Source organism: Micromonospora sp. Llam0, assembly GCF_003751085.1.
Taxonomy (GTDB): domain Bacteria; phylum Actinomycetota; class Actinomycetes; order Mycobacteriales; family Micromonosporaceae; genus Micromonospora_E.
The window spans coordinates 733,317-747,325 of record NZ_RJJY01000001.1 but is presented as its reverse complement, the minus strand read 5'-3'; the positions used below and the strand labels follow the sequence as shown (position 1 = coordinate 747,325).

13 protein-coding genes are annotated in these 14,009 nt (G+C 65.2%); 8 read left to right on the top strand and 5 right to left on the bottom strand.

Going from position 1 to position 14,009, the window contains the following annotated elements:
• Window positions 1-268: 268 nt before the first annotated feature.
• Both EDC02_RS03420 and EDC02_RS03415 read right to left on the bottom strand, forming a co-directional pair.
• Window positions 269-1,603 (bottom strand): cellulose binding domain-containing protein, encoded by a 1,335-nt coding sequence (locus EDC02_RS03420; protein ID WP_123600700.1) that lies wholly within the window; start codon window positions 1,601-1,603, stop codon window positions 269-271.
• A 44-nt stretch (window positions 1,604-1,647) separates the two neighbouring features.
• Window positions 1,648-3,252: a ricin-type beta-trefoil lectin domain protein gene (locus EDC02_RS03415; protein ID WP_233606335.1), complete on the bottom strand. Its 1,605-nt coding sequence runs from the start codon at window positions 3,250-3,252 to the stop codon at window positions 1,648-1,650.
• A 410-nt stretch (window positions 3,253-3,662) separates the two neighbouring features.
• Here EDC02_RS03415 and EDC02_RS40025 point away from each other — a divergent pair, with 410 nt between their 5' ends.
• Together EDC02_RS40025 and EDC02_RS03410 are read left to right on the top strand one after the other, a co-directional pair.
• The gene (locus EDC02_RS40025) at window positions 3,663-3,830 is read left to right on the top strand and encodes a hypothetical protein (protein WP_158632041.1); all 168 of its coding nucleotides are present in this window, start codon (window positions 3,663-3,665) and stop codon (window positions 3,828-3,830) included.
• A 221-nt stretch (window positions 3,831-4,051) separates the two neighbouring features.
• Window positions 4,052-5,194 (top strand): glycoside hydrolase family 11 protein, encoded by a 1,143-nt coding sequence (locus EDC02_RS03410; protein ID WP_370461414.1) that lies wholly within the window; start codon window positions 4,052-4,054, stop codon window positions 5,192-5,194.
• A 77-nt stretch (window positions 5,195-5,271) separates the two neighbouring features.
• On the opposite strand, the gene EDC02_RS03405 is transcribed toward EDC02_RS03410, so the two are convergent.
• Both EDC02_RS03405 and EDC02_RS41250 read right to left on the bottom strand, forming a co-directional pair.
• Entirely contained in the window at window positions 5,272-6,027 is a 756-nt protein-coding gene (locus EDC02_RS03405) for a GPP34 family phosphoprotein (RefSeq protein WP_158632040.1), read from the bottom strand.
• Window positions 6,024-6,407: a hypothetical protein gene (locus EDC02_RS41250; RefSeq protein ID WP_233605709.1), complete on the bottom strand. Its 384-nt coding sequence runs from the start codon at window positions 6,405-6,407 to the stop codon at window positions 6,024-6,026. The genes EDC02_RS03405 and EDC02_RS41250 overlap by 4 nt, the downstream gene beginning before the upstream one ends.
• A 413-nt stretch (window positions 6,408-6,820) precedes the next feature.
• Here EDC02_RS41250 and EDC02_RS03400 point away from each other — a divergent pair, with 413 nt between their 5' ends.
• The 3 genes from EDC02_RS03400 to EDC02_RS03390 are packed head-to-tail and all read left to right on the top strand — an operon-like array spanning window position 6,821 to window position 9,376.
• Window positions 6,821-8,095 (top strand): hypothetical protein, encoded by a 1,275-nt coding sequence (locus EDC02_RS03400; protein WP_148083317.1) that lies wholly within the window; start codon window positions 6,821-6,823, stop codon window positions 8,093-8,095.
• A gap of 2 nt (window positions 8,096-8,097) precedes the next feature.
• Window positions 8,098-8,634 carry a flavoprotein gene (locus EDC02_RS03395; protein ID WP_123600696.1) on the top strand — a complete coding sequence of 179 codons (537 nt, stop codon included), beginning with the start codon at window positions 8,098-8,100 and terminating at the stop codon, window positions 8,632-8,634.
• Entirely contained in the window at window positions 8,627-9,376 is a 750-nt protein-coding gene (locus EDC02_RS03390; protein ID WP_123600695.1) for a 5-formyltetrahydrofolate cyclo-ligase, read from the top strand. Before EDC02_RS03395 ends, EDC02_RS03390 begins: the two co-directional genes overlap by 8 nt.
• A gap of 9 nt (window positions 9,377-9,385) precedes the next feature.
• Here EDC02_RS03390 and EDC02_RS03385 read toward each other — a convergent pair whose 3' ends face one another.
• Entirely contained in the window at window positions 9,386-9,916 is a 531-nt protein-coding gene (locus tag EDC02_RS03385; protein ID WP_233605708.1) for a GNAT family N-acetyltransferase, read from the bottom strand.
• Between the two features lie 672 nt (window positions 9,917-10,588).
• On the opposite strand from EDC02_RS03385, the gene EDC02_RS03380 reads away from it, so the two are divergent.
• The 3 genes from EDC02_RS03380 (at window position 10,589) to EDC02_RS39445 (ending at window position 13,950) form a co-directional block, all read left to right on the top strand.
• Window positions 10,589-10,948 carry a hypothetical protein gene (locus tag EDC02_RS03380; protein WP_148083316.1) on the top strand — a complete coding sequence of 120 codons (360 nt, stop codon included), beginning with the start codon at window positions 10,589-10,591 and terminating at the stop codon, window positions 10,946-10,948.
• Between the two features lie 159 nt (window positions 10,949-11,107).
• Entirely contained in the window at window positions 11,108-12,325 is a 1,218-nt protein-coding gene (locus tag EDC02_RS03375) for a DUF4429 domain-containing protein (protein WP_123600693.1), read from the top strand.
• A 272-nt stretch (window positions 12,326-12,597) separates the two neighbouring features.
• A complete protein-coding gene (locus tag EDC02_RS39445; RefSeq protein WP_148083315.1) occupies window positions 12,598-13,950 on the top strand; it encodes a hypothetical protein in 1,353 nt (450 codons plus the stop codon).
• Window positions 13,951-14,009 lie beyond the last annotated feature (59 nt).

The window sequence follows — 14,009 nt, the reverse complement described above, 5'->3', positions numbered from 1 at the left end:
TGTGCTCGCCACTCATTTGTACCTCACTTTTCTCGTCCACACCATGACTTGATCTTGATTTTCTTGATGTTGATCTTGATTTTTCTTATTTTGCCAGCTCATCGACCTGATCGACCCGCGTCGGCGGTGGGCGGTGCCGTCGAAGGGTTGTCGCAGCCCCACACATGCGACTGGCGGCGGACCCACCCACCGGTCGGACGCGCAGGACGCGTCGACAGGTGAGGGATCCGCCGCCAGTCGCGGGCAGCGGGTCGAAGACCCCAAACGGTTACGGGCTGGAGCAGCTCACCGCCGGGCTCGACGCCGAGCCGGTGCCGATGAACCCGAAGGTCGCCGTACCGCCGGCCGGCAGCGAGCCGTTGTAGTCGACGTTGCGGACGGTCACGGTCGACCCGCTGACGCTCAGCGCACCGTTCCAGCTCTGGCTGATGCCCTGACCACCGGCGAGGGTCCACCGGGTGGTCCAGCCATTGATCGCCGAGCTGCCGGCCCGGACGGTCACCTCACCCTGGAACCCACCCGGCCACGAGCCGATGGTCTGGTACGTCGCGGTGCACGCACCGGTCGCGGGCGGCGAAGTCGTCGGCCCCGGCGGCGGAGTCGTCGGACTCGGCGGTGGTGTGGTCGGGTCCGGACCCGGCGGGGCACCGAACTGGGTGAAGAAGTCCCAGGTCTCCCCCGGCAGCCAGGTCCGGGTGCCACTGTCACCGGGAGCACCGTCCTGCGGCGCGGCGATGTGGCCACCGTCGAACGCCGCCCACACCACGGGGTAGCCGGCGCGGCAACCCGAGTACGCGGTGGTGCGGTGGGTCAGGCTGCCGACCGCCGGCTCCGGCGGATTCTGCGGCGTACAGCCGTTGTTGCGGACGAACCGGTCCCGCATCGACCGACCGCTGGCGATGACGTCACTGACGCCGTGCGCCCCGAAGTACGCGATCGGCTGGGTGCCGCCACTGCATCCGCTGAGTTCCCGGGGCGGACCGTACAGCGCCACCGCGCGGAACACGTCGGCCCGTGCGCAGGCCAGGGCGTAGCTCATCGCAGCGCCGTAGCTGAAGCCGAGGGCGAACCGCTGCGTCGTCTCGATGCACAGGTTGGCGTCGAGTTGGCGCAGCAGGTCGTCGACGAAGGTGACGTCCATGCCGCCGGTGTTGGCCCAGCCGTTGTCGATGCCCTGCGGGGCGACGAAAATCGTGCTGTTGTCGGCCAGCCGACGCAGCCCGTAGTAGGACCAGACGTCGCGCTGCACGGTCTGTCCGGTGTCGACGTCGACCGCCGTACCGCCCCACCAGTGGAAACCCAGGACCAGGCGGTACGGCTGATTCTGCTGGTAGTTGTCCGGCAGCCGCAGGATGTAGCTGCGGGTCCGGCCGCCGCTCTGGACCGTACGGGTGCCGCTGGCCAGCCCCGGCGCGCGGCCGCAACCGGCCGTCCCGGCGGTGATGCCGACGGCGTCGCCGGACGCGACGGTGATACCGACAGGGCCGGCGGCGGACGTGCGGGGGGCGGCGGCAGCCGCCGCACCTACGGTGGTGACGGCGAGCGCCGCGACCAGCAGCGCCGCGACACCGACCGGTCGGAACAAGGATCTCGGTCTACGCATGACAAATCTCCCAACGACGCGGTGAGTGGGTACCGGTCCGTCGGCTACGCACGGGCCCAGCGCTGGTTGGCGTTGCCGTGGCAGGACCAGACGATCACCGCCGTGCCGTTGGCGGTCGCATTGCCGTTGACGTCGAGACACAGCGACGGGAACTGGACGTTGCTCACCGTCCCGTTGCCGTTGAGGGTCCACTGCTGGTTGGCGCCGCCGTGGCAGTCCCAGACCACGACCCGGGAGCCGTTGGTCGCGTTGCTCGGGATGTCCAGGCACTTGCCCAGCACGCGCAGGGTCTGGCCGTCCTGGGTGATCTGCTGGTTGGGGTTGCCGTGGCAGTCCCAGATCAGCGCGCCGGTGCCGTTGGCGGTGTTGGAGTTGTCCAGGTCGAGCCAGCGGCCGGACGACTCGCTGCGCAGCCGGAACGTGGTCGGGGTCGGCGGGTCGACGGTGCCGCCGCCGCTGACCCGGTAGACCACCGTGCCGTGCGCCGGGACACTCGCCGAGATGTTGCCGGAGGTGGTCGAGGTGCCGTTGGTCCAGGCGTCCAGCAGGGTGAACGAGGAGCCGGACTTGCCGATCGCCGCCGCCGTGGTGGAGACCGTCGTGGTCGAGTTGCCCTGGTTGAACAGGGCGACGGCGACGTCGCCGTTGGCCAGCCGCTTGGCCAGCACCCGGCGGGTGCCGTCGTGGGAGATCTGGACCGCCTGCAGCCCGAGGGAGTCCTGGTTGATCGCGATCAGATTCTGGTTGCGCAGGATGTTCAGTGTCGCCGTGCTGGCCGATCGCAGGTCGTTGCCCATCATCAACGGCGCGGCCATGATCGCCCAGAGCGCGAAGTGGCTGCGCATCTCGGTGTCGGTCATGCCGCCGTTGCCGATCTCCATCATGTCCGGGTCGTTGAACCCGCCGGGTCCGGCGTACCCGGCCAACGGCACGTTGACGTCGACGATGTTCTTGACGCCCATCGGGTAGCCGTTGGTCTGGCCGCTGTCCCAGGTGTTGGTGATGTCCTCGGTGGTCCGCCAGAGGTTCGCCACGTCGCTCCAGTTGCGCTGCGGCCCGGTCTTCTCGTGGATGCTGTTGGAGTTGATGCTGTAGACGATCGGCCGGCCGGTGGCCGCCAGCGCGTCCCGCATGATGCTGAACCGGGCCACCTGGTCATTGATAGTGCCGGTCGGCGAGCACCAGTCGTACTTCAGGTAGTCGACGCCCCAGGCGGCGAACTGCCGGGCGTCCTGGTACTCGTGGTTGAGGCTGCCGGTGGCGCCGGGGAACGATCCGAAGTACTGGGCACAGGTCCGGTCCAACGGCACCTGGTAGATGCCGAACAGCAGGCCACGGGAGTGCAGGTAGTCGCCGAGGGCCTTCATGCCGCTGGGGAACCGCTCCGGGTGGGCCTGCAGGTTGCCCTGCGCGTCCCGGTTCGGGTTGAACCAGCAGTCGTCGACGACGACGTACTTGTAGCCGAGGTCGCGCAGGCCGTGGTTGACGATGGCGTCGGCCATCTGGCGGATCAGCGTCTCGTTGATGTTGCAGCCGAACGTGTTCCAGGTGTTCCAGCCCATCGGTGGGGTGCGGGCGACCCCGTTGTCCAGCGCCTGTGCCGGGGTGGGGGCTACGCCTTCACTCGCCACGGTCGTCGCGAGCGTCATCGCGAGCACGCCCAGGACCGCAGTCAGCCACTTCTTGGGTTTCCACACGTGCATCTCCTTGTCTACCGGTGTCGACCGGTGGCGGATGGACATCGCTACGGCGGTCGGGCAGCCGGCACCGGAGGCGGGACGGCCGTCACCGGCGTTCGGCCGGTGGTGCGGCCGGTGACCTGCAGGCCGTCCCGTCGGGCGGGTCCGGTCGGCTCCCGTGGTACGGATGCCGGGCGACGTCACGAAGGTGTCAGCAATGTTAACGCTGACATCGGTCAGTGTAAATGAGTTGTCGCCGCCGGCGTCGCTTCGAACCGATTCGCACCTTCGTCGAACTGTTTCCGCCCGGTGCGCCGGCCCGCGCGACGTGCCGCCTGGGCCCGGCAGCCGTATCGTGGTTAGCGATCACATTTGCCACGATGACCGATGATCAGGCGGTGACGAACCCCGCCGCGTCGTCGGCGAGCCCGACGCCGTACTCGTTGATCACCCCGCCGCTGTTCGCCGCACTAACCCACTGCCCGCACGTACCAGGTGCCGACGTCGGTCTGGCTGGTCGGTGGCGCCGGTCGGGCGAGAAGTCTTGACTGATGCCGTACGGCCAGATAACGATGTTGGTAAATATCGATGCTTACTTGGCTCCGAGGCCGCCACGACGACGTGCAGCAGCAGTGGCGCACCCACAGCCAGCGGTCTGGCAGTTCCGTCCACCCTGGCGCGGCACCGGCGTGTGGTGGCGGTCGTCCCTCGACCGCACCCACCCCGCCGGCTGCTTCGCGCCGCCTCGCACAGGGAGAAGCACGCGAAGATGAAAAACGTCCCCCCGCAACTTGAGAGCCGCCGACGCGGCCGGCTCCGCAGAATGCTCATCAGCGGTGCCTGCGCCGTAGCGTTGGTCACGACCGGCACCGCCGCACTCCTGGCCAGCCCCGCCCACGCCGAAGCCGACCGGCAGGTCTGCTCGAACACCACCGGCACCCACAACGGGTTCTACTTCTCGTTCTGGAAAGACAGCGGCGACGCCTGCATGGTGCTGCGCGAGGACGGCCGGTACTCCAGTTCGTGGGGCAGAAGCACCAACAACTGGGTCGGCGGCAAGGGCTGGGCCACCGGCAGCCGCCGGACCATCAGCTACTCGGGCAGCTACAACCCGGGCAACAACAACACCTACCTCGCTCTGTACGGATGGACCCGCAACCCGCTCATCGAGTACTACGTGGTCGAGAACTTCGGCAGCTACAACCCGAGCAGCGGCGCGCAGCGGATGGGCTCGGTCACCACCGACGGCGGCACCTACGACATCCTGCGCAGCCAGCGGGTCAACGCGCCGTCGATCGACGGCACCCAGACGTTCTGGCAGTACTGGAGCGTCCGGCAGCAGAAGCGCACCGGCGGCACCATCACCACTGCCAACCACTTCGACGCCTGGGCCCGGGCTGGTCTCAACCTCGGCAGCAGCTGGGCCTACCAGGTCATGGCGACCGAGGGCTACCAGAGCCAGGGAAGCTCCGACATCACCGTCTGGGAAGGCGGCAGCGGCAACCCCGGCAACCCGTCCAACCCACCGTCCGGTTCCGGGCAGATGATCGTCGGTCAGCAGTCCGGCCGGTGTCTCGACGTCCCGAACGCGAGCACCACCAACGGCACCCAGCTGCAGCTGTACGACTGCTGGGGTGGCGCCAACCAGCGGTTCACCCAGACCTCAAGCAGGCAGCTGACGGTGAACGGCAAGTGCCTGGACGCCTCAGGTGGAGGAACCAGCAACGGCACACCCGTGATCATCTATGACTGCCACGGCGGCGCGAACCAGCAGTGGAACGTGTCCAACGGCACCATCACCAGCGCGCAGTCAGGGTTGTGCCTCGATGCCGGTGGCAGCGGTAACGGGGCAATGATCCAGCTGTACAGCTGCTGGAGTGGGTCGAACCAGCAGTGGAGCCTGCGGAACTGACCCCTCGCCTCGGGGCCAGGCACTGACGAGTCTGGCCCCGAGGCAGGTGCCTGGGCCGGCGGGGCGGGCGGTCGCGGTCACCGCCGGCTCCGTCGGCCGTGCCGGCTCGGTCGGTCGTGCTGACTGTGCCGGCTGCTTCCGTCGGCGGCGGCAAGATGCCGCAACAGCTCGTTGACCCCCGGCGGTACGGGGGTGAGCAGTTGCCGCAGTTGCCGTCGGGCGGTCAGCGTGTCCCCGCCGAGGATGTGGCCGCCGAGTCCGGTCGCCAGGCAGAGTCGGGCCAGCGTGCTGTCGTGTGTGTTGAGGCGGGTGCGGCGGCGTACCCGCATCGTCAGCCGCGCCCACGGCCAGGCCGCGACGTTCGTGTCGACCGGCGGGTAGCCGGTGTGTCGACGCAGCCAGCGGCGGACCGTGCGGGGTCGCACCGTCCCGGCGACGGTGAGCCGGTCGGCGACGCTGCGGTACGCGTGCCCGGCGAGCCGGTCGATCCAGGCGGCCGGCGGGTGCGGTGTGTCGGTGTCGATCCAGCGAAGCACCGTGCGGCCCCACGGGTCGACGGCACCCGGCGCGGCCGTACCGGTGACGACCTTGCCGGTCGCGGCGACCGTGACCGCGCCGACGTAGGCCAGGTCGGCGAGCATCGCGGCGGCCAGCCCACGCCCGACGGTCCGGGCCGGCACGCGCAGTCGGCCGGTGACGTCGTCGTGGGCGATCAGGAACAGTTCGTCGGCGAGCCAACCGGTCGGCGGCAGCGGTACGGCCGGTTCCGCCAGCGGTGTCGCTGCGGGTGATGTGGTGGACCAGTCGCGGGTGCGGGTGCGGTAGACGGTCACCGGGCGGCCCGCCTCGTCCAGGCCAGGAACCGGGTGAACAGGTCCCCCGGGGTCGCCTCGTCGGGCAGGTCGGCGATCGCCTCGACCATCCGTTCTGCCGCGTACATGCTGCGCGAGATCGGGTCCAGGTTCGCGGTCAACTCGGCCCGCGCGTACTCGCACGGCCAGTCGACCTGCGGCCCGCACCCCGAACAGGACCACACCGGCCGTACGGGCACGTGCAGCACGTCATCCAGCCCGGTCACCGGTGCTGCGCCCCGGCCTGGTTGCGGTGCCGCCGCCCGCGCACGCTCGACTGCGACGGCGGTAGGGCTGGCGTGGTGCCCCAGGTCCGCTCGATCGGCGCGGTGCAGTCCGGGCAGGTCAACGTCTGCCCGCACACCGGACACCACCGGTGCCGACACCGACACAACACGAACCCACCCACCACGCCGACAAGCCCAGCCAGCACACCGACCACTGTTGTGAGGAGGAGGCACAAGAAGTTCTCCAATCTCCGTACGGACTTGGGCTTGCCGCCGCCAGCGACGGGGGGACACCGGCGGCGGCAAGCGGTTCGTGGCGCTGGGCGGACGCCGATCGAACCCTGAATACAGTGGACGTCGCGGTTGCCCCGGCAGAAGCGGTAAAGGAGGGGAACTGATACGCGTTCCCGGGAAGAGAATTGGGAAGAGGGATTCCCACCCGGGCCGTGAGCCTCGGTCAGGGGGAAGTACGCTCGGCTGGCCGTGACGGATCGGGTCAATGCCTCTACGCTGGGCCGTGGGCCGATCGTCCGGACGGGGGTACGCCGATGAACGAGTTGTTCCGCGCCGCGAGGGAACGGCAAGGGCTGTCGCGCCGGGAGCTTGCCGATGCCGTCAACGTTGTTCGGCACGGCGATCCTGAGCGGGCCGCTCGGGCGGCTTTTGACGCCAACCATGTGGGAAAGATCGAGACCGGCAGAGTGCGTTACCCGGACAACGAGCTGAGACGCGCTTTGCGGAGCGTGCTCAAGGTCAACAGTGACGAGGAGCTGGGCTTTCGCCCGCATCGCCGATTGCGGAACAGTGGCAGCACATCAGCAGCGGGATCGTGTGGCCCGGCGGCGTACTCCACACCCACCAGCCAGCTGGCAGCTGAGCTGCGACGGCGACAAATGTTCACCGCCGCTGAAGCGGCGGGTAGCGCCGGAGTGGATCTTGCGCAGTTGCGGAACGCTGTCGGCGCGGCGCACCTGGCCTACCAACGGGCGGAGTATGCCGACCTGGTGAGACTGCTGCCTGATCTCGTTCACCGAGCGGACGGTGCCGCCCGGCGTGGTGCGGAGCAGCACCGCGCACTCGGCATCCTCGGGGCAGCCCATCTGGCGGTGTCCAAGCTGGCCCTCAAGCTCGGTGATCCCGCCCTCGCCTGGGTAGCGGCCGACCGGGCGCTACGCAGTGCGCAACAGGCCGGTGCCGACAACCTCGCAGCAGCCGCCGCCTATTCGGTGGCGTGCGCTCTGCTGGCCTCCCCGGGGCACGTCGCAGACGCAGCAGACGCAGCGGCTGAGGGACTCGCCCGGATACCTGACCGGTCCAGCCCTGCAGCCTTGTCGGTGAGCGGATCATTGACGTTGCTGCTGGCGCTCGTCGCCGCACGGCGCGGCAAGACGAAGATCGCGCTCGGTCACCTGGACGACGCAGCGGTTCTGGCCGACCAGTTGGGGAAAGACCGGAACTACTTCTGGACCGGGTTCGGTCCGACGAACGTGCTGATCCACCGGGTGACCACCGCCGTCAACGTTCGCCAGTTCAACGCTGCGGTCGAGCTCGGAGAACGCATCGACACGTCGACCCTCCCGCCATCGCTGGTGAGCCGGCGGGCTCAGGTCCACATCGACCTGGCTGCGGCGTTCACCGCGCAGCCGGGCGGCGACCCATCAGCGCTGCTTCACCTTCTGGCGGCCGAGCGCACTGCACCTCAGATCTTCCAGGTGCACGATCAGACTCGCACGCTGGTCACCACCATGCTCGCCAGGGAACGTCGCGCTGCCACACCCGGCCTACGCGCCTTGGCGGTGCGCGCCAGGATCGATGCCGACTGATCATGGCCGGCATCGAAAATCCGACGCTGTACCTGGTCTCCTCCGGCGCTCCTCCGATTCGCAACATCGACGAGTGCGTCGCTCTGCTGCAAGCCGATGGATGGTCGGTATGCCTGGTCGTCACGCCTACTGCGGCGACCTGGATCGACACGGACAAGCTCGCATCCCAGACAGGTTTTCCGGTCGCGTCACGACTTCGCACCCCTGACGAGCCGGGAACGCTGCCGCACGCCGACGCCGTCGTGGTAGCACCGGCGTCCTTCAACACGATCAACAAGTGGGCCAGCGGGATCAGCGACAACCTGGCCTTGGGCATCCTAAACGAGACGCTTGGTGCCGGGCTGCCGATGATCGTTTCGCCGTACGCCAAGCCGGCCCTCACCCAACATCCCGCCTACCGAGCCTCCGTCCAGACTCTATTGAGCCTCGGCGTGCACTTCACCGAGACCGAGGCCCTCAAACCTGAGCATGAAGGCAGGCAGTTCCGCTGGGATGTCATTACCGAAGCGCTTCGTACGACCAGGCGCTCCCATGGATAGAAACGTCCCGTGGCGAACAGGGCCGGACAAGCAGCGCATTCGTGAGCAGGTATGGGCTGCGCTGGAGCGCCACGAGGCGGTCGAGCCGGGAGTCGCGGGGCACATCCCGGCGTTCATCGGCGCAGAGGCTGCTGCGGCCCGCCTGACGGAGCTGCCCGCCTGGCGGGCAGCCGCGATCTTGCAGGCGAACCCGGATCGAGCGCAGTTGCCCGTACGCGCGATGGCGCTCACCGCAGGCAAGACCATCTACATGGCCGTACCCAACCTCGCCGCTGTTCAGCCGTTCTACGTTCTTGACCCGGCCATACTTCCCCTGCCTCCGGCCCAAGCCGCCGCCCATCAGGCCGCCGCAACGTTCGCGCCGACCGTGTCACCTGATGACATGCCGCAAATTGACCTCGTCGTCTGCGGCAGCGTTGTCGTCAATCCTTCCGGTGCCAGGATCGGCAAAGGTGCCGGCTATTCCGACATCGAACTCGCACTACTCGCCGAAGAGGGCCTGATCGGTCCGCACACCGCCATCGTGACCACCGTCCACGCGCTGCAGATCGTGGACGACGATCTACCAGAAGCCGAACATGACTTCCGCGTGGACTTCGTCGTCACCCCAGACGAGATCATCTCCTGCCCACCGGCTGTTCGCCCACCCGGATTGCTCTGGAACAACCTGTCAGCAGACAAGATTGCGTCGATCCCGCTCCTGGCTCTCCGGGTTGAATCGGAAGGCCGCAGCGCTCGGTAGAGCAGTACGCTAACGAGAGGTGGTCCGCTCGACCACAGGCTCGCGAACCGGAGACAGGCGCTTCATGAATGCCCTGTTGATGGCTGGATCGCGGCCGGCGACGTAAGAATCGATCGGCTGATAGCCGAGCTCGACGAAGAAGGTGAGCGCAACGGTGTTGCGGACCCCTGTTTCGAGGACTGCCCGCCGCGCGCCCCACCCAGCCGCCTGATCTTCGAGGCGGCTCAACAGCGCGCGGCCGACCCCGAGGCCCCGCGCCCCTGGGAGGAGGAATGTCTTCTTGATCTCGACCGTTCCGGTCTCCGGCTCGTACCACCGGAAGCCGCCGCAGCCGATCGGGCCGCCCGGACCGTAGGCGACGACGAAGGCACCGTGCGGGGCGATGTACGCCGCCGAGTCAAGCGTGGCCGGTTCAGCGAAGCCGTACCGACCAACCTGCTCCTCGTAGAAGCAGCGCAGCAGGAGCACCACGTCCGGGTGCTGCACGCCGCGTTCAAGCAGGGCAAACCCGTCGGCAAGCGTTGAGTGTCGATTCCTCACGTAGTCGATGATGCCGTATCAATCTCCAGAAGCAGCTCGGCGACCGGTGCGGAGCGGTTCGTGGCGGTCTGCTCCGCGAGGACAACAGACCCTGCCCTGTCTCTGCGGTGAGCTGCTCAGTTCCCTCCGCCCCCGCTCTCGTCTAACAGCCGAGCCTACAACCGGTTTGAAACGGGGAACGCCTCGGCCACCAGAACCCCGCGTGTCGGTGTTCCCAAAGGAACCTACCGAGTGAGCAGTGCCGACCGCTGCCCCGCACAGGCAAGGCGGTAAGATTCACGAGGTTCACGATCTTGTGCGGGTAAACATGGGATGTCGAGCCCCAGAAGGAGCACTTGCACCTGATCACCTGGACTACGCCGTCAATCTGGAGCGCCAGTGACTCGTCATACATCCGACACCGCATTCTCCGTCACACCCCGCAGGAAGCAGTTCGCATCAGTCCGCACGATGACGGAGAGTGTCGCTAGGTCTGACGTACACGCTCAGCGGCGTGCAGGCACACGGGCAATCGGGGCCATCATGGGCACCATCCTCCGGCAACGTAGTTGCGCTTCGACCCTAGACCTGGCCTCCAGCCGACCGACTAAGGCGTCTGCCACTGGAAGCCGTCAGTGTGTGCCATCCCACACAGTTTGCCAGTAGACCGAATTGGGGCATTTAATGAATAAGGTGCAGATCTCACTGTTGGTGACCTGCCCCAACCTGGACGCCGACGGCGTGGCGGACCTGACTACCAAGTTGCGCCGAGAGATCCTTGAGGCTGATATCGACAGTGTCGAACCGGCGACTGCAGGCAAGGCTCCAGGTGGGGCAAAGTCCGATGTCCCGGTCGCCATCGGCGCACTCGTCGTCACGCTATCCCCCACCGTGGTGGATAGCTTGATGAGCGTCATCGCCTCGTGGCTGAGTCGCCAACCGAACGACGTAGTGATCGAGGTAGACGGACACCGATTTGAAGGACAAGTCTCCAAGACACAGCGGGATAAGCTCGTCGCGGCGTATCTGCGGCGTTTGGAGATCAAATCGTGACAGAAACACCACGACGGCGCAGAGCACTATTGGTCGGCTGTGGCACCTTCGGCGATCCCTCGTTGACGCAGCTCAGATCCCCGCGTTGCGATGTCGAGAAGCTAAGTCGAGTATTGCAAGATACCGGGTACGGGCAGCAGGTAGCAGGTAGCAGCAGAAATTGATTGCACCGCCCGGGAAGCACAACGCGCCGTGGAGGCTTTTCTGTTGCAGGCGCGCATCGACGACGCGCTGAACCTGATCTATTTTTCATCACACGGGCTACCCGATCGGCAGGGCAAGCTTTACTTCGCTTTCTCCGATACAGAGAAGGAGTATTTAAGCTCGACTGCTGTAGCCGCAGAATGGGTACGCGATCGCATCTATGAGAGCCGTTCGAAGTCCACGGTTGTGCTGGTCGACTGCTGCTTCAGCGGTGGCTTCATTTCGGGTATGCAGGCGCGGTCCGGAGCCGAGGCCGACATCGACATACTCGTTAGAGGTCTACCAGAAGGCAGTGGCGTCGCGGTGCTGACCGCTTCCGGCGAGCGGGAAGTCAGCTTCGAGGACATCCATTCAGCGGTGGTGCTACCGTCCTACTTCACAGAGGCGGTGATCGCCGGAATTGAGACCGGCTCTGCGGATCTGAATCGCGACGGCCGAATCACCGTTGATGAGTTGTACGAGTACGTCTACCATCATGTGGTAAGCGGACCGTCGCCGCAACGTCCACGCAAGCTTGGAATGGGCGAGGGATCGTTGGTCATAGCCGAAGCGCAGGTGCTCCCAGTGCCCGTCAAAGAGGAAGAAGTGGCTAGCGAAGCCCTCACTCCGGTCGTGCAAGCGCGCGGCGTCCTCGGTTATGCGGCGTTCGATGGTCAGTGGGTCGTCATCGGAAAGGACGGATTTGGACAGGCCCTCAAAGGCGAACGGCGGTTGCACGTCAGTCAGCTCGCCGGAGTGGCGTTCAAGCCCGCAACGAGCTTGCATTACGGGTATCTGCAGGTGATCCAGAAGGGGGTTCAGCCGGTGCCGATTGTCCGGTTCGGGCCGGGCGCTGGACGGCCTCCGATGGAAGACGGAGCATCGATCTCATTCGCCAGGGCTGTAAACAATCAGATGCAGCAGATCCGCGAGGGGATCGAGGCGGCCATCGGCAGTCCTGTGGGGGGCGTACGCGCATCACCGGACAAGGAGACTGCTTGGGCGCCGTTCGGCCGTGCTCTACTCTGGGCGCTCGGGCTCTTCGCGGTGTTCCTTGAGGTGGTCGTGGTGGCCGCGACAGTCACAGACGGCTGGGATTACCAAACTGCTGGAACTTCTATTGTGGCGAACCTACTCACTGGCCTCGCTGTCTTTGCAATCGGCCGGGTCCTGTACGTCAATCACCGTCGATGACAGGGAGGTTGCAGCCCGTCGAGAATCGCGCTCAGAAATCGATGATTTCCTATATAGTGACGTCAGACGGATACCGGGCAGACTCCATAACTCGTTGCGGAACCGCCACATCCATTAACCGACACACCGTCCGATACACCCGAATCGCACAGAATAGAGACACCTATCCAACCCGCCCGCGTAAACCTCCCTTGATATGGCCTACTGGGATGGCGGCGCAAGCGGCGAGAATCGCTTAAAACGATCTCACTCGCACCGAAAGCGAGGTCTGGATGTACTTCAGCGACTACTTCGGAATCGAGAACCCGGACGAACACGATTGGTTTGATCCTACATTAGAGCGCGACACCCTGCTCTTCGTCGATCCGTTCCTTCTCTTTAGCGACACTGAGGAGAAGTGGCGCAAGTCGCATGATCGCCTCATTGAACATTTTCAGGATGCGTTTGAGCTACTCGCCCAGACCGGGATGAATCGACAGCATCAGTACTACAAGCGGGTCCTTATCCTCATGGAGTCTAAGGAGCCGAAGGAGTTTCGGCTCGGGTTTGCGACCAAAAAGGGAGTCGATGGTAGTGGCTCCGGGAAGTGGCTGGCCTCACAGATAGTAGAGGCGATGGGTGAGGCCATCAAGCGCGGCCTGAGCGAGATCGAGCACTTTGAGGAGCTGGGCATACTCGTAGAAGGAATCGACAAAGACCGAATTTCAGACCTAACGTGCAATCTCTTAAAGCCCGAGTTCATTGAGTACACGCAACACATCTGCCACAGTCTCGGCATCGCGATGCGCGAAGTAGAAGTTCCGCACAGCAAGTTCGACGAAGGACGCCGGCGGTGGATGTCCTCGACACACTTACTGCCGACAGACCAGAAAAACAAGGCAATCATTTTGGTCCCGAAGCGTTTCCTCCGCGAACTGCCCACCTTAAATGGCTGGGACTGGGTAGATGAAGACTCCATACGCGATGACCTGAACATCGATATTGCGCGGAACATCAGAAAGTCAGATATCGTTGCACTTGCCAGAAAAAATCCTCAGGCACTACGTGCTTGGATCAGAAGCAAGGCATCTTCCACAGTCCCCGATCCGTACGACGTTCTGCATGACCCAAAGTTGCTCGTCAAATGGCGACGCGCCGCCACCCAGGCTTTGGCCGCCGAGCCGTTCACCGGCTTCCCGCCAGTCCGAACAGAGGACGACCTCATTGAGTTCGTTCGGTTCGGAGTCGAGAAGTTCCGCCATTGGGCGGAAGAAAAAGGTGGATGGCGAGTCTTTTGGCAAGACGCAACCTACATAAATGCCATTCCAGAGCCTTCAATGCAGCTTCTTTTCCTTGCGGTCATTGATAGCTATTGCGAGATGGCCGGCATACAGGTGGACCGAGAGGTCGAAACCGGAAGGGGTCCAGTTGACTTTACTTTCAGCGGCGACCGACGCATGCGGGTAATCGTGGAGATGAAGAGGTTGACTAGTGGCAAATTTTGGCATGGTCTTCAGACTCAATGGTCTTCAGACTCAGACGCCCGTTTACATGAACAGCCAACGAGTACGGCGCGCCATCTACCTTGCCGTAAGAGACTCAGACACGCCGAACATGAGAAAACGCTGGCGCTCCATGGCGAATGAAGCAGCCCTAGTAAGTGACAGGAATTCGGTTCAAGTACTCGTTGAAGGTGTAGACATCC

Coding starts and splice junctions, on each gene's coding strand:
- EDC02_RS03395 (WP_123600696.1), top strand. CDS start 8,098: ATGGCCGGCATCGAAAATCCGACGCTGTACCTGGTCTCCTCCGGCGCT.
- EDC02_RS03420 (WP_123600700.1), bottom strand. CDS start 1,603: ATGCGTAGACCGAGATCCTTGTTCCGACCGGTCGGTGTCGCGGCGCTG.
- EDC02_RS03390 (WP_123600695.1), top strand. CDS start 8,627: ATGGATAGAAACGTCCCGTGGCGAACAGGGCCGGACAAGCAGCGCATT.
- EDC02_RS40025 (WP_158632041.1), top strand. CDS start 3,663: ATGACCGATGATCAGGCGGTGACGAACCCCGCCGCGTCGTCGGCGAGC.
- EDC02_RS03415 (WP_233606335.1), bottom strand. CDS start 3,252: ATGACGCTCGCGACGACCGTGGCGAGTGAAGGCGTAGCCCCCACCCCG.
- EDC02_RS03400 (WP_148083317.1), top strand. CDS start 6,821: ATGAACGAGTTGTTCCGCGCCGCGAGGGAACGGCAAGGGCTGTCGCGC.
- EDC02_RS03410 (WP_370461414.1), top strand. CDS start 4,052: ATGAAAAACGTCCCCCCGCAACTTGAGAGCCGCCGACGCGGCCGGCTC.
- EDC02_RS39445 (WP_148083315.1), top strand. CDS start 12,598: ATGTACTTCAGCGACTACTTCGGAATCGAGAACCCGGACGAACACGAT.